Origin of the sequence: Trinickia symbiotica (genome assembly GCF_002934455.1) — a bacterium.
Lineage (GTDB): Bacteria > Pseudomonadota > Gammaproteobacteria > Burkholderiales > Burkholderiaceae > Trinickia > Trinickia symbiotica.
On the sequence record NZ_PTIR01000002.1, the window covers coordinates 109,464 to 133,504 of the forward strand.

The window sequence follows — 24,041 nt, forward strand, 5'->3', positions numbered from 1 at the left end:
GCACGCCGACGAATCGACTGAGAACTACGCCTTGATGAGCGCTCCGACGACGGTTGCCCCCGTACTCGAGACCGTCGGCCTGACGAAGTCGTTTCCCGGCGTGCAGGCGCTTCGCAACGTCGACTTCCGCCTCTTCCCCGGCGAAGTGCACACGCTGATGGGGCAGAACGGCGCGGGCAAGTCGACGTTGATCAACGTCCTGACCGGCGTTCATTCGCACGACGCCGGCGAGATCCGAATCGACGGAAAACCGGTCGGCTTCGCTGCTCCACTCGAAGCCGAAGCGGCCGGGATCCGCACGCTCTACCAGGAAGTCAACCTCTGCCCCAATCTCTCGGTGGCGGAGAACATCTTCGCGGGCCGCCAGCCGACGCGCGGCGGCGCCATCGATTGGAAGGCCATCCGGATCGGCGCCGAAGCGGCGCTCGCGGAGCTCGACGTCTCGCTCGACGTGACGAAGTCGCTCGATACCTATCCGATCGCCGTCCAGCAAATGGTGGCCATCGCGCGCGCCGTATCGGTCGACGCACGCGTGCTGATTCTCGACGAGCCGACCTCGAGCCTCGACGACAACGAGGTCGCGCGACTCTTCGAAGTGCTCAGGCGGCTGAAGCGCAATGGCATCGCGATTCTGTTCGTCACGCATTTTCTCGAGCAGACGTACGCGATCTCCGATCGCATCACCGTCATGCGCAACGGCGAACGCGAAGGGGAATATCTCGCGAAGGATCTGCCGGTTGCGGTGCTCGTCGAGAAGATGGTCGGAGACGCACGCGTGGCCGAACGCCAGGCGAATGCCGCGGCGCGGCAGGCCAAGGCACCGACGTCCGCCGGCCAGACCGCGGCGGGCTTCCGGATGCGCGGCGTCGGGCGGCGCGGCGTGCTGCATCCCGTCGATCTTTCGATCGAGCCGGGACGCATCGTCGGCCTCGCAGGCTTGCTCGGATCCGGCCGCACCGAAACGGCACAGCTACTATTCGGCGCCGAGCGCGCCGATACGGGGACGGTCAGCGTCGACGGCAAGACCGTGAAAATGGGCTCCCCTCGCCATGCCGTGCGCCAAGGCATCGGCTACTGCGCGGAAGATCGCAAGAAAGAAGGCATCATCGCATCGCTCTCGCTGCGCGAGAACATCGTTCTTGCGCTGCAAGCGCGGCGCGGCTGGTGGCGACCGCTCGGCCGCAAGCGCGAGAAGCGCATCGCGGACGAGTACATCGCCTCGCTCGGCATCAAGGCGCGCGACGCGGAGCAACCGATCGAGCTGCTTTCGGGCGGCAATCAGCAAAAGGCGCTGCTCGCGCGCTGGCTCGCAACGGAGCCGCGCATGTTGATTCTCGACGAGCCCACGCGCGGTATCGACATCGCCGCCAAGTTCGAGATCATGGACCGCGTGCTGGCGCTTTGTGCAAAAGGCCTTGGCATTCTGCTGATCTCGTCCGAGTTGAGTGAAGTGCTGCGAATCAGCCATCGAGTCGCGGTGTTGCGCGACCGCCGCAAGATCGCCGAGCTCGACGACGACGGGCTCGACGAAGACCAGGTGTATCGACTGATAGCCGGAGGCAACGCCCCATGACGGAAGGCACCGGGGATCCGTTTCATTTCGTGCGTGCCGTGACGCGGCATGCGTTGTTCTGGCCCGCGCTCACGCTCGTGCTCCTGTTGGCGCTCGATGTCGCACACCGCTCCGATTTTCTCAAAGTGACCGTGATGAACGGCCACCTGTTCGGCGCGCCCATCGACATCCTCATTCATGCGTCGCCGCTCATCATCGTTTCGCTCGGCATGACACTCGTCATCGCGACGCGCGGCGTCGACATCTCGGTCGGCACGGTCGTCGCGATTGCCGGCGCGTCGGCGGCGATGCTGCTCTCCGACGATCCCGCGCGCGTCCCGACCGCGCTCGCCGCCTGTCTCGCCGTAGGCCTCCTCGCCGGAGCCTGGAACGGACTGCTCGTCGCGTTCGTCGGGATGCAACCCATCATCGCGACGCTGATTCTCATGGTGGCCGGACGCGGTGTCGCGCAGCTCTTGACCGATGGGCAAATCATCCCGATCTCAGGTACCTGGTATCTGAGACTCGGCGACGGCTACCTCGCCACGGTGCCTTGCTCCGTCTGGATCGCAATCGCGGCAACCGCGCTCACCGCCTTGCTCGTCAACGGGACCGCGCTCGGCCTTTTCATCCGCTCGATCGGCATCAACCCCGTCGCCACGCGCCTGGTCGGGCTCCGTTCCGCGGCCGTCGTCTTTGGTGTCTATGTCTTTTGCGGCGTTTGCGCCGCGCTGGCTGGCGTGTTGATCAGTTCGAACGTGCGCAGCGCGGATGGCAACAACGCCGGTCTGCTGCTCGAGCTCGACGCCATCCTCGCGGTCACGCTCGGCGGCACGTCACTCGCGGGCGGACGCTTCTCGCTCGGCGGCACGGTCCTCGGCGCACTCATTATCCAGACGCTCACTTACACGACCTATTCGATCGGCGTGCCGCCCGAGGCGACGCTCGTCGTCAAAGCCGTCGTGGTGCTCGTCGTCACTATCATCCAGTCCGCGGCGGCGCGAGACCTGTTCTTGCATCTGATCCGGCGCGGCATCGCGGCGGGACGCGTCAAGTCGGTCGACTCGGTCGGCGAGGCCGTGAAATGAAAGCATTCTTCCTACGCTTCGTCGATCCGCGCGTCCTGCCGATCGCGGTCACGATCATCCTCTTCGCGGCGCTGTTCGGCTTCGGCTCCGCCATGTACACGGGCTTTGGATCGCTCCGGGTCCTGCTCGGACTGCTCGAAGACAACGCGTTTCTGCTCATCGTCGCCATCGGAACGACGTTCGTCATCATTTCCGGCGGCATCGACCTGTCGGTCGGCGCCGTCGTCGCATTCACGACGATCGTCTGCGCGATCTGTGCCGAGCGCCTGCATTGGCCGATCTGGATCATCGCGCCGCTCGTGCTCGCGATCGGCGCCGCGTATGGCGCGGCGATGGGCGCGATCATCCATTTCTTCCGCCTGCAACCTTTCATCGTGACGCTGGCCGGGATGTTCCTCGCGCGCGGTGCCTGCTTTCTGATCACCACGCAGTCGATCGAGATTCACGAAGCGTCGTTTCACGCAGTGTCCGGTTTTCATGTGCCTCTAGGCAGCGGCGAGCTCAACGCGGGCGCGCTCATTGCGCTCGTGACGCTCGCTGCTGCCATCTTTGTCGCACATTTCACACGTTTCGGACGTAATGTCTATGCGATCGGCGGCAACGAACGCTCGGCGCTGCTGATGGGTTTGCCGGTCGCGCGCACGAAGATCGGCGTCTATGCGCTCGGCGGGTTGTGTTCTTCGCTCGGCGGCCTCGTGTTCACGCTCTACGTGTTGTCGGGTTATGGGCTGCAAGGCCAGGGCATGGAGCTCGATGCGATCGCGGCATCCGTCATCGGCGGCACGCTGCTCACGGGCGGCATCGGCTACATCATCGGCTCGGTGTTCGGTGTCGGCGTGCTCGGCACGATCCAGACGCTGATCACGTTCGACGGCACGCTGAGCTCCTGGTGGACGCGCATCGTCATCGGCGCGCTCTTGTGTATCTTCTGCCTGCTGCAACGTGTGATCGAGCAGCAGGCGGCGCGTCGCAAATCGAACGGCACGGGGCTCGGGGGGCGGGCGAAGCCCGCACGCGAAGCGAGCCTCGCCGGCGACGGACGGCACGAGCGCGCGATCCAGCTCGGGCTGAACGAGCCGCCCCTTAAGACCTGATTCGATGATCATCAAACGGATTTAACGAGGAGTCGTACAGTGGTCAATGTTTCCCGCCCGTTCTCAGGGCTCTTTCCGGTTGCGCCCACGCCGTTCACCGAAACGGGCGCGCTGGATCTCGACGGACAACGGCGAGTGATCGACTGCATGGTCGATCAGCAAGTGGACGGTATCTGCATACTCGCGAACTACTCCGAGCAGTTCCTGTTGACCGATGCCGAGCGCGATACGCTCGTGGACCTGTGCCTCGGGCACACGGCGGGCCGAGTCCCCGTCATGGTCACATGCAGTCACTTCAGCACGGACATCGCGAGTGCGCGCGCGAAGCGCGCCGTCGCGGCGGGCGCGAGCATCATCATGTTGATGCCGCCCTATCACGGCGCGACGTTGCGCGCCGACGAAGCATCGATGTTCGATCATTTCAAGCGTGTCGCCGACGCGGCGGGCGTGCCCATCATGATCCAGGACGCGCCGCTTTCGGGCGTGCCGTTGAGCGTTTCGTTTCTCGCTCGCCTCGCGCGCGAGATTCCGCTCGTGCGCTACTTCAAGATCGAAGTGCCGCAGGCCGCGGCCAAGCTGCGCGCGCTGATCGCGGCGGGTGGCGATGTGATAGAGGGTCCGTTCGACGGCGAGGAAGCGATCACGCTGATGCCCGATCTCGACGCGGGCGCGACCGGCACGATGTCGAGCGCGTTGCTGCCCGACCTGATCCGCCCCGTCTTCGATGCGTTCCGCGCGGGACGGCGCGATGAAGCGCGCGCGGGCTATGCGCGGATTCTGCCGCTCATCAACTATGAAAACCGCCAGTGCGGGCTGCGTGCGACGAAGACCGTAATGAAGGAAGGCGGCGTGATCAAGAGCGACATGGTCCGTCATCCGCTCGAGCCGCTCACCGGCGCCACGCGCAGTGAGCTGCTCGAGCTCGCGCGCGAAGCCAATCCGCTCGCGTTGCGCTGGGGCCTGTAAGTCTCGGAGTGAACATGACGAAGAAACTGACGGTAGGACTCGTCGGCATCGGCAAGATCGCGCGCGATCAGCACTTGCCCGCCATCGCCGCGGACCCGGGCCTCGAATTGACCGCCTGCGCCAGCCGCCATGCGGAAGTTCAAGGCGTGCGCAACTATCCGACCATCGAGGCGCTGCTCGCCGCCGAGCGCGATCTCGATGCCGTTTCACTTTCCGCTCCGCCCCAGGTTCGCTTCGCGCAGGCGCGCGCGGCGCTCGCGGCCGGCAAGCACGTGATGCTCGAAAAGCCGCCCGGCGCGAGCCTGCACGAAATCGAAGTACTGCGCGAGATGGCGCGCAAGGCCGGCCTCACGATGTTCGCGAGCTGGCATTCGCGCCATGCGCCGGCCGTCGACACGGCACGCGAATGGCTCGCGCAGCGCGCGGTGCGCTCGGTCGACGTCCGCTGGAAAGAAGACGTGCGCAAGTGGCACCCGGGGCAGAAATGGATCTGGGAACCGGGCGGGCTCGGCGTCTTCGACCCCGGCATCAATGCACTGTCGATCGTCACGCGCATCCTGCCGCATGAAATCGTCCTGCAGACGGCAACGCTCTTCGTCCCATCGAATACGCACACGCCGATCGCTGCCAACCTGGACTTCGTCGATCTGAACGGTGCCACGGTGCGCGCCGAATTCGACTGGCGGCACGGCCCGCGCGAGCAATGGGAAATCGAAGTGCAAACGAGCGACGGCACGCTGCTCATCGAACAGGGCGGCAAACGCCTCTCGATTGCCGGCGAGGTCGTCGATGTCGGTCCGGAACGCGAGTACCCGTCGCTTTATGCACATTGGCGCGAGCTGATCGAGCGCGGCGAAGAGGATGTCGATGTCCGGCCGCTGCGCCATGTCGCCGATGCATTCCTGCTCGGCGCACGCCGCGAGATCGAGGCGTTCGTGGACTGATTCCCGAATTACCGCAGCGAAAGCATCGGAGCGAGCGCGCCAGCGTGCGGCTCCGCTGCCCATGCTGCGCCGTTTTTTTACCACGCGCCGGCCGGAGCGAGCATCCAGTGACTTGCACCGGCCTCATGCAAAAACCGGCCCGTCGGGGCCACTCCAAGGAGACTGAAGTATGACCAGCAAGCTTCGCCGCTTCACGTTGCGCGCCGCGTTGGCGATGACCTTCGCCGCGCCGTTCGCCCTGCATTCGACTGTTCAAGCCGACGAGCCGCTCAAAATCGGCTTTCTCGTGAAGATGCCCGAGCAGGCATGGTTCATCAACGAGCAGAACGCCGCCACGGCGCTTGGCAAGCAGGAAGGCTTCAGCGTCGTCAAGATCGGCACGCCCGACGGCGAGAAGGTGCTGGCCGCGATCGACAACCTCGGCGCGCAAGGCGCGAAAGGCTTCGTCATCTGCGCGCCCGACGTGCGTCTCGGACCGGCGATCGCCGCTCGCGCCAAGCGCTACGGCATGAAGTTCGTGACTGTCGACGACCAGCTCGTCGACACGTCGGGCAAGCCGCTCGCGGACGTCCCGCACCTCGGCATGTCGGCTTTCAAGATCGGCAATCAAGTCGGCCAGGCCATCTCCGACGAGATGAAGCGCCGCGGCTGGAAGCCTGAGGAAGTGGGCGCCATTCGCATCAGCGACTACGAGCTGCCGACGGCGAAGCTGCGCACGGACGGCGCCACGCAGACGCTGCTCGCCAACGGCTTCAAGAAAGAGAACATCTTCGATGCGCCGCAAAAGACGACCGACGACGAAGGCGGTTTCAACGCGGCTTCGCCGGTGCTGTCGAAGCACCCGAACATCAAGAAGTGGGTCATCTACGCGCTCAACGAAGAGACGGTCCTGGGCGGTGTGCGCGCGACCGAGCAGCTTCATATTCCGTCGAGCGACGTGATCGGCGTCGGCATCAACGGGGCGGGCGAAGCGTTTGCCGAGTTCCAGAAGAAGGAGCCGACGGGCTTTTACGGCACGATCGCCGTGAGCTCGACGAATCACGGTAAGCAAAGCACGCAAAACCTCGTCGACTGGATCAAGGCGGGCAAGCAGCCGCCTGCCGATACGCAGACGACGGGCGTGCTGATGACGCGCGAGAACTGGCAACAAGTCCGCAAGGATCTCGGGATCTAAACGCATGCAAAACGCGAACGACATGATCGAAGCCGCCGCGCCGGGCGGCGCATCGACGCAGTCCGTGCGCCCGGCGTACCTCGAGCTCGACGGGATCACGGTCAGCTTCCCCGGCGTGCGCGCGCTCGATAGCGTGTCGTTGAGCGTGCGGGCCGGTGAAGTGCACGGCCTCATGGGCGAGAACGGCGCAGGCAAGTCGACGCTGCTCAAGGTACTGTCGGGCGTCAACATTCCGCAAGCCGGAACGTTGCGCCTCGACGGCGTCGAGCGCCGCTTCTCGAGCACGAAAGCCGCCATCGACGCCGGGATCGCGATCATCTACCAGGAGCTGCACCTGGTGCCCGAGCTGACGGTTGCCGAGAACCTGATGCTCGGGGCATTGCCGAGCCGGCTCGGGATCGTCGATGAACGCTCGCTCAGAGTACGCGCGGCCGATACGCTCGCGCGGCTCGGCGAGCATATCGATCCCGATACGCCCGTCAAGGAGCTGTCGATCGGACAGCGGCAGATGATCGAGATCGGCAAGGCGCTCATGCGCGACGCGCGTGTGATCGCCTTCGACGAGCCGACGAGCTCACTCTCGTCGCGCGAGACGACGCAGCTCTTCAAGATCATCAACGGGCTGCGAGCGGAAGGTCGCGCGATCATCTATGTGACGCACCGCATGGACGAGGTCTATGAGCTCTGCGACCGCGTCACGGTATTCCGCGACGGCCACTCGATCGAGACGTTCGAGACCGTCGACGGCCTCGAGCGGGACCGCCTGATCAGCTGCATGGTCGGCCGATCGATTCGCGATGTCTACGGCTATCGCCCGCGCGCGGCGGGAGAAACGCGTATCGAGGCGAAGGCGCTCATGGGGCCGGGACTCTCCGAGCCCACTTCGTTCTCGGCGCGGCGCGGCGAGATCGTCGGCTTCTTTGGACTCGTCGGCGCGGGCCGCACCGAGCTGATGAAGCTGATTTGCGGCGCCGAGCGTCCTACGAGCGGGCACGTCGAGCTGAACGGGCGGCCCGTCGTTTTCTCGACCCCGCGCGATGCCGTCCGGGCGGGCATCGCGCTTTGCCCTGAAGACCGCAAGCAGGAAGGTATCGTCGCCATCGCATCGGTGGCCGACAACCTCACCATCAGTGCGCGGCGTCACTTCAGCATTGCGCGGTTTCTGCTCAACGAGCGGCGCGAACGCGAACTGACCGACGATTACATCGAGAAGCTGTCGATCAAGACGCGCGACGGCGAAACGCCGATCGGCACGCTCTCGGGCGGTAATCAGCAAAAAGTGATTCTGTCGCGCTGGCTCGCCGAGCAAATCGACGTCTTCGTGATGGACGAGCCGACGCGCGGCATCGACGTCGGCGCGCGCGCACAGATCTACGAGCTGCTCTACGGCCTCGCGGAAACGGGCCGCACTGTTCTGATGGTTTCGAGCGATCTCGCCGAAGTCATCGGCGTCGCCGATCGCGTGATCGTCATGAAGGAAGGCCGCATCGTCGGCGATCTGCCCAAAGCCGACGCCACGCCCGACCAATTGATCAAACTCGCTTTGCCGCAATAACGCTTCGACCCGACGCGCGGCCACGGCTGACGAGAAGTCCGAGCCCGCGCGCCAACGATTGAGAGAAATCATGCAACAACCTCCGAGCATACGCCCCGCTGCCGAGCCAGCTCTTTCATCCTCGCAGACCTCGCAAGCCTCGCATGGCGCGACGCGCGATGCCGCCCCTGCCCCGAGCAACGCCGCGAAGCTCTTGCGGCTCGTGAACAAGTCCGGCATCGTGATGGTCTTCGTGATCCTCTTCGTCATGCTGTCGCTCGTCGTGCCCGACTTTCTCACGAGCCGCAACATACAGGGCCTGCTGCTGTCGGTCACGCTGATCGGCTCGATCGCGGTCACGATGATGTTCGTGCTCGCGCTGGGCGAGGTCGATTTGTCCGTGGCCTCGATCGTTGCGTTTTCGGGCGTCGTCGCTTCCATGTTGATCACGGCGACGCACAGTGTGCTCTTCGGCGTGACCGTCGGCGTACTCGCGGGCGGCGCCGTGGGCCTCGTCAACGGGGTGCTCGTCGCCCGCTACAAGATCAACTCGCTGATCGTCACGCTCGCCATGATGGAGGTCGTGCGCGGCCTGGCCTATATTGTGTCGAACGGCGATGCGGTCATGATTTCCGAAGAGCGCTTCTTCGATCTCGGCGGCGGCTCCTTCCTCGGCATTTCGTATCCGATCTGGAGCAACATCGTCGGTTTCATCGTGTTCGGTTTCGTGCTGCGCAAGACGGTGTTCGGCAAGAACGTGCTCGCCGTCGGCGGCAATAGCGAAGCCGCGCTGCTCGCGGGCTTGCCCGTTACGCGAATCAAGATCGCCGTGTTCGTTCTGCAAGGCCTCGTGACGGGCTTTGCCGGCGTGATGCTGGCCTCGCGCATGAGCCTCGGCGACCCGAAAACCTCGGTGGGCCTCGAGCTCGGCGTCATCTCGGCCTGTGTGCTCGGAGGCGTATCGTTGACGGGCGGCGTCGCGACGATTTCGGGCGTGCTCGTCGGCGTGCTGATCATGGGATCCGTGCAGGACGCCATGAGCCTCATGAACGTGCCGACGTTCTACCAATATCTGATCCGCGGCGGCATCCTGTTGCTGGCCGTGCTGTTCGACCACGTGCGGCGCACTCGGCGCGTGCGGTGATCCCTCCCGGCGGGATCGCCCCCGCTCAGGCCGGACTGCTCGCGGCGAGCACGTCCGGCTGCTCGACCGGCTCGCGTCGCACCGGCAGTCTGACGATGAAGACCGCACCCTGTCCGGGGGCGGTCGCCACTTCGATGCGGCCGCCGTGGCGCTTGACGATGCTCAGCGATACTGAAAGCCCGAGACCCGTGCCTTGCCCGACGGGCTTTGTCGTAAAGAACGGGTCGAAGATCCTGCCGACGACCTCGGTCGATATACCCACCCCGTCGTCGGCGATTTCGATCGAGACGTTGTCTTCCGCCGCGTAGGTCCGAATCGTGATGGTGCCGCGCTGAGGAATCGCCTGCGCCGCATTGACGAGCAGGTTCATGAACACCTGATTGATCTGCGAAGGAATGCACTCGACGTGAGGCAACTCGCCGAATTCGCGCACGATCGTCGCCTTGTACTTGAGCTCGTTGTTGACGACGTTCAGCGTGCTTTCGAGCCCCGCATGCAGGTCCGCATGCGCCCAGTCCTCACTGCCTGGCCGTGAGAAGTCGCGCAAGTCCCGCACGATGCGGTGCACGCGCCGGGTTCCATCGATCGATTCGTCGATGAGCGCCATGATTTCTTCGCGCACGAAGTCGAGATCGGCGTCTTGCCACGCCTGTAGTAACTCGGCACGCGTATTCGCATCGAGTTGGGCGACGATGGCCTCTTGCGCCGCCGCGACCTGGAGAAGCCCACGAATCCACAGCTTCAGGGTGTTGAGGTTGGCGCTCACGAACCCGATCGGATTGTTGATTTCATGCGCGACACCCGCGGCGAGCTGACCGATCGAGGCGAGCTTTTCCGATTGCAATAGCTGGACATGCGCTTCCTCGAGCTCATGAATCAGTCTGCGCTGTTCTTCCCTTTCGCGTTCCAGACGCGCCTGCGTCTCCTTGCGCTCCTCGATTTCCAGCTCCATCTTTTCGCGCACGAGCTCGAGCATCTCAGTGGTTCGCTCGTAGTTCCGTAACGTGCCCTCGAGTTCGCTCGTTCGACGTTTCACCTGCGCTTCGAGCGTTTGCGTAAGATCGCGCAGAGACCGGGTACGGGCCGCGTACGCGATCAGCGCCACGCTGGCCAGCAGCAAGCAGACGAGCGTGACGTAATGAAATAAATGCACTATCCGTTCCTGTGTTCTGTTTCCTGCGGCGTGTTCCTGCGCTCCGGCCTCGCAATCGGCAGCCGCACCGTGAAGCGTGAGCCGACGCCAGGCTCGCTTTCGACGGTGATTTTCCCTCCGTGTTTTTCGATGATGCCGTACGACACGGACAGCCCGAGCCCCGTCCCCTTGCCGACCGGCTTTGTCGTGAAGAACGGATCGAAGATTTTGGCCTGCACGTCCGCCGTCATGCCGGCGCCCGTATCGTCGACGCCGATCGTGACATGGTCCCCATCGAGCCGCGTCCGGATGGTGATCGTGCCTCGATCGGGAATCGCCTGCGCGGCGTTCATCAGGAGGTTCATGACGACTTGATTCAGTTGCGACGGCATGCACTCGACCTGCGGAAGCTCGCCATAGTCTTTGACGACATCGGCCTTGTACTTGAGCTCGTTGCGAAGGACGTTCAGCGTTGCCTCGATCCCGCAATGGAGATCGACGATGTTCCACTCGTCACCGCCTGCCCGCGAAAAATCGCGCAAGTCCTGCACGATCCGTCGCACGCGCGACGTCCCTTCGATCGATTCGTCGATCAGCGTATTGATGTCGCTGCGCAGGTAGTCGAGATCGGCATCCTTGCGCGCCGCGTCGATGCGAGTCCGTGCCTCAGGCCCCAGGCCCGCCAGCATCGATTCTTCCAGGGACATGACGTCGAGCAGTTGCTTGACCCACGCCTTCAATGTCCTCAGATTCGAATCGACGAATCCGATCGGGTTGTTGATCTCATGCGCGACGCCCGCGGCAAGCTGACCGATCGAGGCGAGCTTCTCCGATTGCAGCAGCTGACCATGCGCCTGCGCGAGCTCGTCGATCAATCGGCGCTGCGCCTCGCGTTCGTTTTCGAGCTCCGCCAGCATGCGTCTGCGCTCTTCGATTTCCTCTTTCATCAACTCCTGCGCGCGCTGCAGCGCATGGGTGATTTTGCGGTTTTCGTGCAAAGCCGCCTCGAGCTCACGCGTCCGGTGCCGGACCTGGTCTTCGAGCGTGACGGCCATCTGGAACAAGCTGAAGTCCGAGCCGCAGACGATCGTGCTGCGCTCGGCACGATCCATCAGCGAGCGCACCATTTTGTTGAGCCTGACGATCTCCTTTCTGAGAGCGGCGTCGTCGAGCGACGCCTCGTCGGCCAAGCGGACCTCAGCCACGAGCGACCTCCGGCGCGCCGCCAAAGACGATGCCGGTCAGCGTCTGGTTCACGTGCACCCCCTGATACTGCTCACCGTACGTGCTGAAGCCCACTGCGTGATTGGCGCTGAACAGCTCGCCGGCCCTGTCGCGTGTGCCCTTCTGCACCATTTCGAGGTGGCGCAGGATGCAGTCCCAGGCCAGTATCAGCTGCGGCTCGCCGACGCTATGCCGAAGTTCGCCGAACGTCAGGCGCAAGTTTTCGACGAGATCGAGGCCGCGCGCGACGCGAAGCACGAGCCCTTCCTCGATGGCGCAGTAAAACGTTAGGCTGCCGTCGGGGTTCAGCTTCTGAATCGAGCGCACGTAATCGGTCCCGTCGATCAACACGACGACCGGCGAGGCCGCGAAGAGCCCTGGGCTCAGGTCCTCGACGCGCGCGCCGATGAGCCGCGCATACTCCTGAGCCGCGGGCAGGCCGTTGATCTCGCTCACGGTGCGCCGCTCGGCATCGGCCTCGGTCACGACGAGTCGCTCGTCGCCGGAACGGAAATGCTGCGTTTTGAACGTTCTGAACGGGAGTGGAGTGGAAGCGGTGATGAGGACCGCGCAGTCGCTGCGAAATTGCCCGTCGTAAAAAATGGAAGTGTTCTCGAAGCGCAAATCGTCGGCCGCGGAGCCGCCGACGAGCGGAATATCGCCAAGCGTGCTCTGCAACGTCCGCGTGACCGCCTCTTCGCGCACCGATAAACCGTCGATCAAGAGCAACGCGAATCGGCTCGAATCGACGCCGGGCTCGGGCATCGCCCGTTGCTCGAGATCATGCAACGCGTCGAGCGCACTCGCCTGCCCGCGCGTGATCGAAAAGTCGTGCAAGTTCTCGATCAGCGCCGTCCCCGCCGCGAACGAAGCGCGCGGCAACGCCACCGCCGCGAGGCTGCGCTCGCGATAGCCGGCCGGCCCAATCTCCCCGGCGGTCGTACATCCGATTACGCGCGTTGAGCCGAACAACGTGCACATCTCGTCCGCCAACGCGCCGAGATCGAACCGGCTGGAGCAGAAGAACAACACGAGTTCGGCCTCGCAAGGCCCAAGCGCGGCGTGAATCTCCCTGACCGCGGCTCGCGCTTCATCATGGACGGAATGGGCAACGAGAATCTGCGACGAAGATGACGCTGACATCATGACGGAGCTCCCGCATGAACGAGTACGGCGAAAGGCGTCGGCTCCAGCGCTTCGAACCTCTGGATTTGCGCGACCTGATGCGCGGTGACCACACTGCCCTTCGTCATTAGCAAGACCCCGCGACTGTTGTGCAGATCATCGGCGAGCCGCATGCCTTCCTTCAGCTGCTGACCGTTGATTTGCGCGACCTCGCCTTGTCCGAGCGCGGCCGGGTCTTTCGACAGCGCGACGAAGCGATCGATGACCAACGGATCGTAGCGAACGCCCGACTGCGAGACGATCGCCTGCAGAGCCTGCTGACGCGTGACCGGTCGCTTGACGATGCTGCCGCTCAGCAACGCCTGGAAATCGCGCGCCACGGCGAGAATGCGCGAACCCAGCGGGATTTGATCGCCGATCAGACCGTCGGGAGTGCCTCGGCCGTTGAAGCGCTCGTACTGGTGGCGAATGATCTGCGCGACGTGGTTGAGCTCATGGACTGGCGTGAGCACCATCTGCGCGCGCAGCGGATGCTGATAGAAGAGCCGGGTTTCATCCGTCGTCATTCGATCGAGCGATTTTTCGAGCAGCTCGTCGGGCAGCGAAAGCTTGCCGATGCCGTGCAAGAGGCCCGCGCAGAAAACCTCCTGCACATGCAGGCCGCTCAGGTCGAGCGCGACCGCGAGGCTTCGCGCGACCGCGCCGACGCGCGACGATTCGCCGCCGAGCGCCCCGCAGCGCAACTCGATCATGTTCGCGCACACCTGCACCATCGCTGTGAAGTTGCGCTTGAGCTCGCGCTGCGCGTCTTCGAGGAAGAGAACCGTTTGTCTGATTTCCTCGGTCCGAGACCGTACTTGAGATTCGAGACCGGTATTGAAAGCGCGCAGTTGCTCGTTCTGAGTCCGTGTCAGCTGCGTGAGGCGTGCCGTCTCTCGGCGCAGGCTCTGTTGCTCGATTGCCTGATTCACAGTCAGCAGTAGATCGTTGTCGTCCCACGGCTTGGTGAGATATCGATAGACCCCGCCCTCGTTGATGGCGCGCACGGCCGAATCGATTTCCGAATAACCGGTCAAGAGAATTCGCATCGAATCGGGGTAAAGCGTGCGAGCTCGGGAAAGAAACTCCGCCCCGTTCATATAGGGCATCCGCATATCCGAGATGATCAGGTCCACTGCGTTGGAAGCCAGTATCTCCAGCGCGGCCGCGCCGCCCTCGGCCGTCAGAACCTTGTACTTCGTCGCGCGCAGCAATCGCCGCAGCGACGAGAGAATCGCCGGCTCGTCATCGACGAGCAGAATCACCGGCTCCGGCTTGAGAGTTTCCCGTTCCTCCGGAAAATCGGGCTGGATTTCGCTGACCTCGCTTGCCCCTAAGCCTATCGTCGGCATCGATCGTTCCACCGCTTTTTCGCACTCGCCCATCTTGCCCTCTTTTTGTAATGTCCTTTAAATGCGGATATCGGCGAAAACAGTGGAGAATGCAGTAGGGAAAACGTGGTGATCGACTGCGGTTAACATGGGTCCCGATGGACCGAGGAAACGCTTTGCCATGACAGACGCACCGGCCTTTTTCAACCTCTACCGTCACGACTTCGCCCGCATTGCCGTCGGCGTGCCGCGCGTCCGGGTGGCCGATCCGGCTTTCAACGCGCGGGAAACGATCTCGTTGATGCGCGAGGCCGATTCCCGGCACGCACTGCTCGCTCTGTTTCCCGAACTCGGGCTGTCCGCTTACGCGTGCGACGATCTTTTTCAGCAGCGGGCGCTGCTCGATGCCTGTCTCGCCGCGTTGAACGATGTGCTCGAGGCGTCGAAGACCGTATCGACGATCGCGGTCGTCGGCCTGCCGCTATCGATCGACGGCATGCTCTTCAACTGTGCCGCCGTCATCCATCGGGGCCGTCTCTTCGGGCTCGTGCCGAAGAGCTACTTGCCCAATTATCGGGAATTCTACGAGGCACGCCAGTTCTCGCCGGCCTCCTATTTGCGGCGCGACGAAATCGATTTGCTGGGGCAGCACGCGATCCCCTGCTCCGATGCGCTCGTTTTTCGCGTCGAAGATCAGCCGCTCTTCACCTTCCACATCGAGATTTGCGAGGACGTATGGGTGCCGGTTCCGCCCTCCTCGTTCGCCGCGCTTGCAGGCGCGACCGTGCTGCTCAACCTGTCCGCTTCGAACGTCACCGTCGGCAAGGCCGACTTCCGGCGGCTGCTGGCAAGCAGCCAATCCGCGCGATGCCTCGCGGCCTACGCCTACAGCGCGGCCGGATATGGCGAATCGACGACCGATCTCGCGTGGGACGGGCATGGCATGATCTACGAAAACGGCAACGCGCTCGCCGAAACGCGGCGCTTCGCCGACGAGCCGCAATTGATTTGCGCGGATATCGACCTTGGCCGGCTGATCGACGAGCGCATGCGGCAGACGACTTTCGGCGACACGGCGCAGTCGCATCGCGAGGCCTGCTCGCGATTTCGTACCGTGGGCGTTCCGGCGGTCCTCCCTCGCTCGATCGAGCTGCCGCTCGCGCGAACCTACGAGCGCTTCCCATACGTGCCGGCGGACCCGGCGCGACGTGGCGAGCGTTGCCGCGAAATCTCCGATATCCAGGTGCAAGGGCTCGTGACACGCATGCGGGCGGCGAAAACCGGCAAGCTCGTGATCGGCGTGTCAGGCGGCCTCGATTCGACGCAGGCACTGCTGGTGTGCACGCGCGCCGTCGACATGCAGCAATTGCCGCGCGAGGCGATCGTCGCCTGCATCTTGCCCGGGTTCGGTACTGGGCAGCGCACGCTCGATCAGGCGCGCCGGCTCGTGAGTTCGCTCGGCTGCCGCAGCTATGAAATCGACATTCGCCCGAGTTGCATGCAGATGTTCCAGGACATCGGCCACCCCTTTGCACGCGGCGAACCGGTGCACGATGTCACGTTCGAAAACGTGCAGGCGGGGGAACGCACGAGTCATCTTTTCCGCATGGCCAATCTGCATGGCGCCCTCGTCGTGGGCACGGGCGACCTCAGCGAGCTCGCGCTCGGCTGGTGTACTTATGGCGTCGGCGATCAAATGTCGCATTACGGCGTCAATTCGAGCGTGCCGAAGACGCTCATTCAATACCTGATCCGCTGGGCCGCCGACGAGGGATCGCTCGGCAAGCGCGCTTCGGCCGTGCTGCGCGATGTGCTCGAAACCGAGATCAGCCCCGAGCTCATTCCGGCTGGCGAGGGCGGCGCGATACAGTCGACGGAGGCGACGGTCGGTCCTTATGAGCTGCAGGATTTCAATCTCTATTACCTCCTGCGGTTCGGCTATCGGCCATCGAAGGTCGCCTTTCTCGCGTGGACGGCATGGCACGACGTGCGCAAAGGCGCATGGCCTGATCTGCCCGAGGAGAAGCGGCATGAGTACGGCATCGCCGACATCAAGCGTTGGCTCGCGGTTTTCTTGCGGCGCTTCTTCGCGGAGCAGCAATTCAAGCGCAGTTGCCTGCCCAACGGGCCCAAAGTGGGCTCCGGAGGGTCGCTTTCACCGCGCGGCGATTATCGCGCGCCGAGCGACGCGACCGCACGTGTCTGGCTCGCCGACCTCGAGACCGTGCCCGACCAGGGGCCGGCCCAGGAGCTGGGCCGCGGCTAAAGCAATTTATCGCAATGGAACATCGGCAGGGGTGCGGTAAAGGCACCACCATACCGTCTTTCCGGTTGGCGGTAAATCGCGCGATGTGCTGACGCCGCCATAAAGTCCACCATAAGGATTCGGGCTTGCGCTCAAATAATACCCATTGTTGATAAGAGTGACATAATTTCCTGTCCCGAATTCGATGTGCGATTTTCGATCGCCGTCCGGCAGGACGCAGCCATCCGGCGTGGTGCGCAGGCCAGACGCGATGGCGATGAACCAATCCGTATCCCCGCGGCTACATGGCGCCTTTTCCGCCTGCACGACGCTCCGCTCCGACTGGAAGACTCTCAATTCTGGCTGGCTCGTAACGATATAACGGTGATTCCCCGTGTAATCGAATGCTTGTATGCGGAGACGATCCGCGAACGACACGGGATCGCCGCATCTTTTCTTAGCTCCTGCAGCGGGAACGAACGTCCACATATAGTCTTGGTCAGGATAGCGACCTGGCGGAACAATATCGATCGGCAGCAAAGACGGACTTCTCTTTGCAAACGGACGACGAACGATTGCGAGCAAAGCGGGCGCCTCGCTCGCGCAACTTCCGAAACAAAACAACTCACCATAGCGAACCACGCCACCTTTGTAAGCGCTCGGTCCGCCGACTTTATCGTCGAGCGAATACAGCACGTCCATGATCCCCTCTTCCGACAACTATCAAATCGCCGTTGGGCCGGTTAGGCGCACCGACGATAAGCGTCCCCTCACCCGCAACTCAGATTTCGGCGGTGAGCATTGATGCAACGCATGAACGGACTTGCCACTAACCTGCAGGGTCGCCGCAGTGCGGTCGGGAAATCAAGAATTGAGAATCGAGATCTCTGGTTCGTCCATGATGTAAAGCGGGAATCGTGGACTCACGGATCGTGACAGCGAGCAAAATCATATAGCGTTTTCATCTCAAGCCCCCTCGCAAATCGGCGGTTCGTACGGCTCCCTCGAAAAGCCGACACGGCCTGCCGTCGCGTATCCCCTCGTTTTTTTGTTGCGCGAACCCAGCGACTCAAAAGGAAGATCGAGCCGCGCCCGCGCAACGCCTGGCCGTGGTTAATCCATTGTCGTCGGTGGCCTCCGATTGAAACACCAGTCGAAATGACACCGTTTTGGCCAACCCATTTCTATCGCAGTAAAAGTTGCATAAGGAATCTATCTTTACAGATGGCAGGTGTCAAGGCCGAGTCAAACTTACTTCACAATTATTTAGAGTTGCCTATTTGCTATCAATTTTCTTTCACTGCCCTGTCAAGTGCCAGCTCGGCTTCAAATCGGCCGATGGCTGTATCCGGGATCACGAACGGCGGCTGGGACGGCGAACGGCCGTTGCGAACGAAACCCTACGGAGTCGAATGCCGCCCCTTTCCTCGCAGCTGACACCGTTCTGTCATGTACGGCCGCAAGCCGGACCATACGCTACACGCCGGGCGACGAAACCATTGACACCTGGATGGTGTTGAGCGTCGAGCACCGGTGGCAGGCCTACGCGGCGCACTGATGTGATGCACGTATCCCAACGCCAATTGTGGACATCGTGGTTAGCCGACAACTGGACCTGCCATTGGCGTCGTTTTCGTCTTGCAAGGGGCGTTCTTAGAGAAAAACCTACTGGTTAGTACGGATAACCCACACACCAGGAGCTCTCTTCATGACACGCTGAGGCCGTCGTTTTTTTCGCCAACTTCCGCCGCGAACAAGAACGGCATTTTTCAACCACCGAAAAAGGGGCCTACGTATGGAACGCCTGGACAACACTCACGAAGTCGTCAAACTCTCCAGCCTCCTCGATGACAAGCCGGAATCCGCTATCGGCGAATTGCGGCCGAATGTCGAGCGATTGCCGTTCACCATTCGGATCGTGCATGATGAAAGTGATCTCGAAAAGGCCGTCGGCCTGCGAAAGGCGGCCTATGGCCGACATATTCCCGAGCTCGGCACGAAGATGATCGCGGAGGACAGCGATCGCGCGATGGGCACGACCGTTCTGCTCGCGGAGGCTAGGTTCGATCGGGCGCCGCTCGGCACCATCCGCTTGCAGACCAACGACCGGGCGCCGCTCGCCGTCGAACATTCCGTCACACTGCCCGATTGGTGCAAATCGGGACGTCTCGCCGAAGCCACGCGGTTGAGCGTCGCGAATGGCGGCGCAGGGCGAATGGTAAAGACAATGCTGTTCAAAGCGCTGTTTCTGCTATGCGAACAGCAAGGCGTCGATTGGCTCATCATTACCGCGCGCTCACCGATCGATCGCGAATACGAAGCCATGCAGTTCGCTGATATTTTTGAGGATCGGCAATTTATACCGATGGCGCACGTCGGCGGATTGCCTCATCGCGTCATGGCGGGGCGAGTCGGCATAGCCAGGCAGCGCTGGAAGGAGGCTCGGCATCCGCTTTACCGCTTCGTATTCGAGACACGACACCCCGATATCGATTTGGGGATAAAAGGTTCAACTTTGACGCCTGACACGGTACGATTCGACGAGCATGCTCTTGGTAGAAAGAGCGGCGGAGCAACAACTATAGATGACCGCTGCGATCCGCAGCACTACTAAACGTTCCGAGCGGGGTACAGCAGGCCCCGCTCTCGTCGATGCGATCCGTGCAGTACATTGGGGGAAGAGCGGTATGACATGGGGTGCGGTTACCCGTTTCAGACTCAAGCATACCGGATGGCGGCTCGATCAAGCCCTCTTCCTCTTGTCCGTCTATGTCGTGCCTGCGTTGCTGGCGCTTGCCGCGCTGATAGCGCTCGCCTTTTTGCCGCATCAATTTCGGGCGGCTGACCCGACGACGCTGCCATTCAAGGCATTACGCGACGATGTCGGCGCGCTGCAGCCCGCCGAGGCATTGGAGAAGCTCTCCGGCAGCCGGTCGGTAATGCGCTTCGGCACGAAACTCTCCGAAGCGCCGATCTGGTTTTCCTTCACTGCGCAGGGTTCTTCCCGTCGGCGCAGCGTCGAATTTCCTTCGCGCCATGCGCAAACGCTTGCCTGTTGGCGTGCTTTCGACCTCGCGCCGCTCGGCAGCGCGGACCGCTCCAATACGTCGGGTATCATTCGCGCGGCGAAAGCGGGATTCGTGCTCTCGATCGGGATGCCGGCGACCCCCCAAGCCATACTGTGCCGCGGCACTTTTTCGGGCCCTGCGCAGCTCACGGTGCTCGATTGGGACTCGGGGCAATTGCGCAATTCCGAACTCGATTTTTCCGAAAGCGCCGGCCTCATTGCGGGCGGCCTGCTCACGCTGGCGGTGTTCGTTTTTGTCACCGCGCTCATCAATCGCGAATGGACCTACGTGATTTTTGCGGTCTGGCTCGTCGGAAACCTACGCCTTTGCGCGAATGCGATGGGCTGGGACACCCAATGGCTCGATCGCGTCATTCCTATTGCGGATATTTCGCTTCTACGAAAAGTGACATTCGCCGTCTATTATCTGTTGACGGGTGCGCTTTTCAGCCGCCTCTTCCGCCGCGAGTTGAGACAAGTTGGTTTTCTATGGCTCTTGCGGAGTGGGCAATATGTTGGCCTCGTATTGCTCGTCCTTGCATTCCTCCTGCCTTACGCGCAGTTCATTCCGATGCTGTGGAGTCTCGGCGGTTTCGGCATCTGCGTGTTGATTTTTCTCCTTGGCCGCCTGGTCTGGAAAGCTCGATCGCGCACCGTGATGTGGTATGTCGCTTCACTAGCCACCGTCCTCGCCGCAACGTTCTCCGAGTTGCTCGGCGCCGCGTTCGGCATTCCCGCACTCGCGGCGGGCGTGAGCCCTGTCGCGGCCGCCCTGTCGTCGAGCATGATGGCGGCGTTTGCGATCGCGGAGCAAATGCGTGCCGAGCGCGAGCATCGGCGGCAAGCGCAAATCGAGCTTCGCAACACCTACGAGGTGATGCCGGTCGGGCTATTCACGCTCAATACCAGCGGCCGCTTCATCCAAACCAACCCCGCACTGCGGTCGATGTTGAACATGCTCGCAAGCGACTATCGCTACCGACACTGGAACGACTACTTCCAGCCGGGCGCGTGGGGCTCGTTGCAAGCGCTGCTGATGCAAGGACGCGACAGTGAAATCGAGATCGGCGGCAACAAGGAGCGCGGCACCGCCGATCGCCGCTATTTGTTGAAGGCGATCGTCTCGAAGAATGTCATCGAAGGCTCGGTGCAGGACGTGACCGAGCGATCGAAGGCCGTCGAGCGCTTGCGCTTTCTAGCGGAACACGACCCGCTCACGGGCGCGCTCAATCGCCGCGGCATCGAGGCAGCCATCAGCCATCAGGACGAAAACGCGCTTGCCTGGGCCCTTGCGTATGTCGATCTCGATCGTTTCAAGCTGATCAACGACCTCTTTGGCCACCATTGCGGTGACGAAGTATTGAAGCAAGTCGCGTCGAGAGCACAAACGGTGCTCGACGAGCGCTGTGCGTTCGGCCGAATGGGCGGAGACGAGTTCGTCTGCGTGTTCGGGGGCCTCTCGATCGACGAGGCCTCGCGTCGCTGCGAGGCACTGCTCGATACGCTCAACAATGCGACCTATCAGGTCGGCAAGCGCGCGTTTCAGGTCTATGCCTCGATCGGTCTCGTTGCCTGCTCGCCGGCGATACGCGGCGAGGATGCGCTCTCTCAGGCCGATCGCGCCTGCCGTGAGGCGAAGGAAAGCGCGCACAGAAGGCTCGTCGTCTACCAGAATGGCGCGGCATGGTTCGAGGCGCGCGCAGCGGAGCTGCGTCTCGTCGAATCGTTCCGGCTCAACCATTTGCCGCCAGGCTTGTTCCTCATGATGCAGCCGATCATGTCGATGGCCGCGCCGACCGAGTCGCTCAATTTCGAAGTGTTGTTGCGCATGCGCGCCCCCGATGGAACGATCGTCCCGCCAGGCAAGATCATGGCCGCCGCGGAAGAGTCCGGCAACGTGGCCGCGATCGACAAATGGGTGGTGGCCTCGACGCTCGCATGGATCGACGAACATCGTGCCTCGCTGGCGAACACTCGCTTCATCTGCGTGAACTTGAGCGGCGGCTCGTTGAACGACGAGCGCTTCACCGAGGAAATCTTCGCGCTCCTTCAGAGCCACCGGTCCGCCCTCGACTATCTGTGCCTGGAGATCACGGAAAGCGTCGCGCTGCACGATCTGCTCAATACGCAGCGGTTCATCGCACGCGTTCACGACATGGGGGCGACGATCGCACTCGACGATTTTGGCGCCGGCTATACCTCATTCCGCTATCTGAAGTCGCTCTCCGTCGACGCGTTGAAGATCGACGGCGAGTATGTGAAATCGATGTGCTCGCATCCGGCCGATATGGCGATTGTGGAGGCGCTCGTCTCGCTCGCACGCGACCTCGGCATGCGCAGCGTCGCGGAGTGGGTCGAAGATGCCGATACGCTCGCGGCGTTGCATGAGATCGGCGTCGACTACGTACAGGGATATGCCATCGCCAGGCCGCAAGAAGCAGATGCCATCCTGCTCGCGCAGTCGTCGGCAAGCTTCGTCACGGATCCGGACGTCGCCCGCGTCGTTCGAATGCTGACGAAGGAGCCCGGCGGCGCAATCGCACGCGATACGGACGTCGAGACAGGCTCGGCGAGTTCGACGACGAGCGCCGAGCCAAGCCGATGACAGCACGAAAACGCGGCTTAGGGTGGCCTACGCGGCGAGAGCGAGGCTGAGCGCTTCAGCCGGCGCGGCGACCTCACGGTAGGGAGCCGAACCGCTTTTCTTCGCGCCCTTGCCGGCGCGCGACGGTGGCTGACAGAGCGCGCATGCTTTGCTCGTCGGCCGATCGTACTTGTAGGCCACGAACTTGCCCGAGCATCGGCAGCACTGCGTCATCTGCAGTATGCCGCCGCTGAAGAAACGCACGAGCGTCCAGGCTCGCGTCAGATCGAGCAGCGCCTCGGCACCGGTGTTCGTGCAGTGCTCGCGGTAGAGGCGATATGCCTTGGTGAGCGCATCGAGATGCGTGCACTGCGCTTCGTTCTTCATGAACAGGTACGTGTTGTAGAAGAGCGACGAATGGATGTTCGCCATCCATGTCATGTACCAGTCGGCTGATGAAGGCAGGAGGCCTTTCGGCGGCGACACGCCCGTTACCTCGCGGTAGAGGCGAATCAGCCGGTCACGCGGCAGCGCGAGCTCCGTTTCGAGCACTTGCATGCGCGCGCCGAGCTTGATCAGCGCGATCGCACGTACCACTTCCTGGGCGTCTTGAGCGAGCGTCGTTCTTGGCATGGTGCGGCTCCGGTGCTCAGCAAAACTGTTCCGCCGGCGCGCCCGCCAACAGAAGGGCCGTATGCGTGAGCGCGAGATCGGCATGCTTTTCCGGTGCCGTGAGCGCGCGCAGCATGCCGTGATCCTTGAAACGGAAGCGGCACAGCAAGTGATCGCCGGCCGCAAGCTTGAGCGTTTGCGCAAGCGAAAGCCCCGACAAGACGTCGGCCAGCTCGGCCGACAGTCCCAGTCGAAACATACCTTCCGCACGGTCCTCGCGCAGCATGCGCTGCGCGAGAATCAGGTACGACACATTGATTTCCCTAATCGAATCGAGCGTTTCGCGATCGTTCACGATCTTCCCCCAAAAGGTAATGTCGATTAACGACTAACGCCCCCCTATCCTTCAAACCAGCATCTTTGTTGTGACGAAAGTATCGATCAGGGCTTATGCAAAACAAATCAGCGGCGGGCTCAAGTTCGCGTAGTCGTCTTTGCGGTCGTGTCAGCGCTTTCCTACAAGACGGCCGGAAAGGAGCGACATCGCCGCGCGGAGCTGGCCCGCACCGTACCGCGCAATCCGGATTCAATTCACACACCGATCGGTAAGCCACCGAATAACCTGGTCTGTATACGGGCGAGCCACCTGCGCAAGCCGGCCCGGCGATCGACGCATTGGATCGTGAATGTGACGTGGGCCTCGGCGCCGCCATCGACGCTCAACCACACCCGTTCTCCGCGTTTCAAGTTGACGACGTCGCCCATGCGCAGCCAGTAGTCGTCCAGTCGTCCTTCGCGCGTCAACCAGATCTCGTTGCCGTGCGCACGCAGTTGCGCATCGGCCCGCATGCGCCAGCCGGCGATACGATGCGGTGCAAGCGGTACGTGAACGATGATTTTGAATAACCTGTCATCATCGAGCGAACGCCGGCCGGACACCTCACGACAATCGAACTGCGGACTTCTTTCGGTCATTTTCCTCTCCGTCGATTGAACCGGCAGACGGAGGGCACCACCAAAACGAAAAAGCCCCCGTTTGCCGGGGGCTTTGCATCCATTCGTACTGCCAACTAATGCGCAATTCGTGGCAGAGACAATGCGTAGGCCCCCAATGAGCCGCCCCAGCGGGCGTTCATTGGGTGGTTAATCCAGGCGATGTAGATTGGCGTATGCATGCGGACGAGTT

General features: G+C 62.6%; 19 protein-coding genes and 1 pseudogene. 11 read left to right on the plus strand and 9 right to left on the minus strand.

Annotated elements, in window-relative coordinates; all coding sequences use genetic code 11:
* The first annotated feature begins 34 nt into the window (after positions 1-34).
* The 8 genes from B0G57_RS04240 (at position 35) to araH (ending at position 9,496) form a co-directional block, all read left to right on the plus strand.
* Complete coding sequence (locus tag B0G57_RS04240) at positions 35-1,573, plus strand: sugar ABC transporter ATP-binding protein (RefSeq protein WP_026229472.1); 1,539 nt, start codon at positions 35-37, stop codon at positions 1,571-1,573.
* The gene (locus B0G57_RS04245) at positions 1,570-2,640 is read left to right on the plus strand and encodes an ABC transporter permease (protein WP_018439546.1); all 1,071 of its coding nucleotides are present in this window, start codon (positions 1,570-1,572) and stop codon (positions 2,638-2,640) included. The genes B0G57_RS04240 and B0G57_RS04245 overlap by 4 nt, the downstream gene beginning before the upstream one ends.
* Positions 2,637-3,734: a galactofuranose ABC transporter, permease protein YjfF gene (gene yjfF / locus B0G57_RS04250; protein ID WP_018439545.1), complete on the plus strand. Its 1,098-nt coding sequence runs from the start codon at positions 2,637-2,639 to the stop codon at positions 3,732-3,734. The genes B0G57_RS04245 and yjfF overlap by 4 nt, the downstream gene beginning before the upstream one ends.
* Positions 3,735-3,773: 39 nt before the next feature.
* Positions 3,774-4,700 (plus strand): dihydrodipicolinate synthase family protein, encoded by a 927-nt coding sequence (locus B0G57_RS04255; RefSeq protein ID WP_018439544.1) that lies wholly within the window; start codon positions 3,774-3,776, stop codon positions 4,698-4,700.
* A 14-nt stretch (positions 4,701-4,714) separates the two neighbouring features.
* Positions 4,715-5,644 carry a Gfo/Idh/MocA family protein gene (locus B0G57_RS04260; protein WP_018439543.1) on the plus strand — a complete coding sequence of 310 codons (930 nt, stop codon included), beginning with the start codon at positions 4,715-4,717 and terminating at the stop codon, positions 5,642-5,644.
* Positions 5,645-5,813: 169 nt separating this feature from the next.
* Positions 5,814-6,818, plus strand: a complete 1,005-nt coding sequence (locus B0G57_RS04265) for an arabinose ABC transporter substrate-binding protein (protein WP_018439542.1) — start codon at positions 5,814-5,816, stop codon at positions 6,816-6,818.
* Between the two features lie 22 nt (positions 6,819-6,840).
* Positions 6,841-8,373, plus strand: a complete 1,533-nt coding sequence (gene araG / locus B0G57_RS04270) for an L-arabinose ABC transporter ATP-binding protein AraG (protein WP_051089983.1) — start codon at positions 6,841-6,843, stop codon at positions 8,371-8,373.
* A 70-nt stretch (positions 8,374-8,443) separates the two neighbouring features.
* On the plus strand, positions 8,444-9,496 hold the full coding sequence (gene araH, locus B0G57_RS04275) for an L-arabinose ABC transporter permease AraH (protein ID WP_018439540.1): 1,053 nt from the start codon (positions 8,444-8,446) through the stop codon (positions 9,494-9,496).
* Positions 9,497-9,521: 25 nt separating this feature from the next.
* On the opposite strand, the pseudogene B0G57_RS04280 reads toward araH, so the two are convergent.
* The 4 genes and pseudogenes from B0G57_RS04280 to B0G57_RS04295 form a co-directional block, all read right to left on the minus strand.
* Positions 9,522-10,649 (minus strand): annotated as a pseudogene (locus tag B0G57_RS04280) (histidine kinase); the annotation flags it as partial.
* Positions 10,649-11,833 (minus strand): histidine kinase, encoded by a 1,185-nt coding sequence (locus tag B0G57_RS04285; protein WP_051089982.1) that lies wholly within the window; start codon positions 11,831-11,833, stop codon positions 10,649-10,651. The gene B0G57_RS04285 and the pseudogene B0G57_RS04280, both read right to left, overlap by 1 nt.
* Positions 11,826-12,995 carry a nitric oxide-sensing protein NosP gene (nosP, locus tag B0G57_RS04290; RefSeq protein WP_018439539.1) on the minus strand — a complete coding sequence of 390 codons (1,170 nt, stop codon included), beginning with the start codon at positions 12,993-12,995 and terminating at the stop codon, positions 11,826-11,828. The genes B0G57_RS04285 and nosP overlap by 8 nt, the downstream gene beginning before the upstream one ends.
* Entirely contained in the window at positions 12,995-14,401 is a 1,407-nt protein-coding gene (locus B0G57_RS04295; RefSeq protein ID WP_018439538.1) for an HD domain-containing phosphohydrolase, read from the minus strand. The genes nosP and B0G57_RS04295 overlap by 1 nt, the downstream gene beginning before the upstream one ends.
* 127 nt (positions 14,402-14,528) lie before the next feature.
* Here B0G57_RS04295 and B0G57_RS04300 point away from each other — a divergent pair, with 127 nt between their 5' ends.
* The gene (locus B0G57_RS04300) at positions 14,529-16,613 is read left to right on the plus strand and encodes an NAD(+) synthase (protein WP_018439537.1); all 2,085 of its coding nucleotides are present in this window, start codon (positions 14,529-14,531) and stop codon (positions 16,611-16,613) included.
* A gap of 6 nt (positions 16,614-16,619) precedes the next feature.
* Here the strand turns inward: B0G57_RS04300 and B0G57_RS04305 are convergent, their stop codons facing one another.
* Together B0G57_RS04305 and B0G57_RS30795 are read right to left on the minus strand one after the other, a co-directional pair.
* Positions 16,620-17,294, minus strand: a complete 675-nt coding sequence (locus B0G57_RS04305; protein WP_018439536.1) for a hypothetical protein — start codon at positions 17,292-17,294, stop codon at positions 16,620-16,622.
* A gap of 1,087 nt (positions 17,295-18,381) precedes the next feature.
* Positions 18,382-18,573 carry a hypothetical protein gene (locus B0G57_RS30795; protein WP_146013308.1) on the minus strand — a complete coding sequence of 64 codons (192 nt, stop codon included), beginning with the start codon at positions 18,571-18,573 and terminating at the stop codon, positions 18,382-18,384.
* Positions 18,574-18,594: 21 nt separating this feature from the next.
* Between B0G57_RS30795 and B0G57_RS30800 the strand changes: the two genes are divergently transcribed.
* Positions 18,595-19,206, plus strand: a complete 612-nt coding sequence (locus B0G57_RS30800) for a hypothetical protein (protein ID WP_399275840.1) — start codon at positions 18,595-18,597, stop codon at positions 19,204-19,206.
* 73 nt (positions 19,207-19,279) lie between these two features.
* Positions 19,280-22,264: a putative bifunctional diguanylate cyclase/phosphodiesterase gene (locus B0G57_RS04315; RefSeq protein ID WP_018439534.1), complete on the plus strand. Its 2,985-nt coding sequence runs from the start codon at positions 19,280-19,282 to the stop codon at positions 22,262-22,264.
* A 27-nt stretch (positions 22,265-22,291) separates the two neighbouring features.
* On the opposite strand, the gene flhC is transcribed toward B0G57_RS04315, so the two are convergent.
* The 3 genes from flhC to B0G57_RS04330 form a co-directional block, all read right to left on the minus strand.
* On the minus strand, positions 22,292-22,876 hold the full coding sequence (gene flhC, locus B0G57_RS04320) for a flagellar transcriptional regulator FlhC (protein ID WP_018439533.1): 585 nt from the start codon (positions 22,874-22,876) through the stop codon (positions 22,292-22,294).
* Positions 22,877-22,892: 16 nt separating this feature from the next.
* Positions 22,893-23,210 carry a flagellar transcriptional regulator FlhD gene (gene flhD / locus B0G57_RS04325; RefSeq protein WP_018439532.1) on the minus strand — a complete coding sequence of 106 codons (318 nt, stop codon included), beginning with the start codon at positions 23,208-23,210 and terminating at the stop codon, positions 22,893-22,895.
* A gap of 236 nt (positions 23,211-23,446) precedes the next feature.
* The gene (locus tag B0G57_RS04330) at positions 23,447-23,830 is read right to left on the minus strand and encodes a DUF2917 domain-containing protein (protein WP_018439531.1); all 384 of its coding nucleotides are present in this window, start codon (positions 23,828-23,830) and stop codon (positions 23,447-23,449) included.
* Between the last annotated feature and the right edge of the window lie 211 nt (positions 23,831-24,041).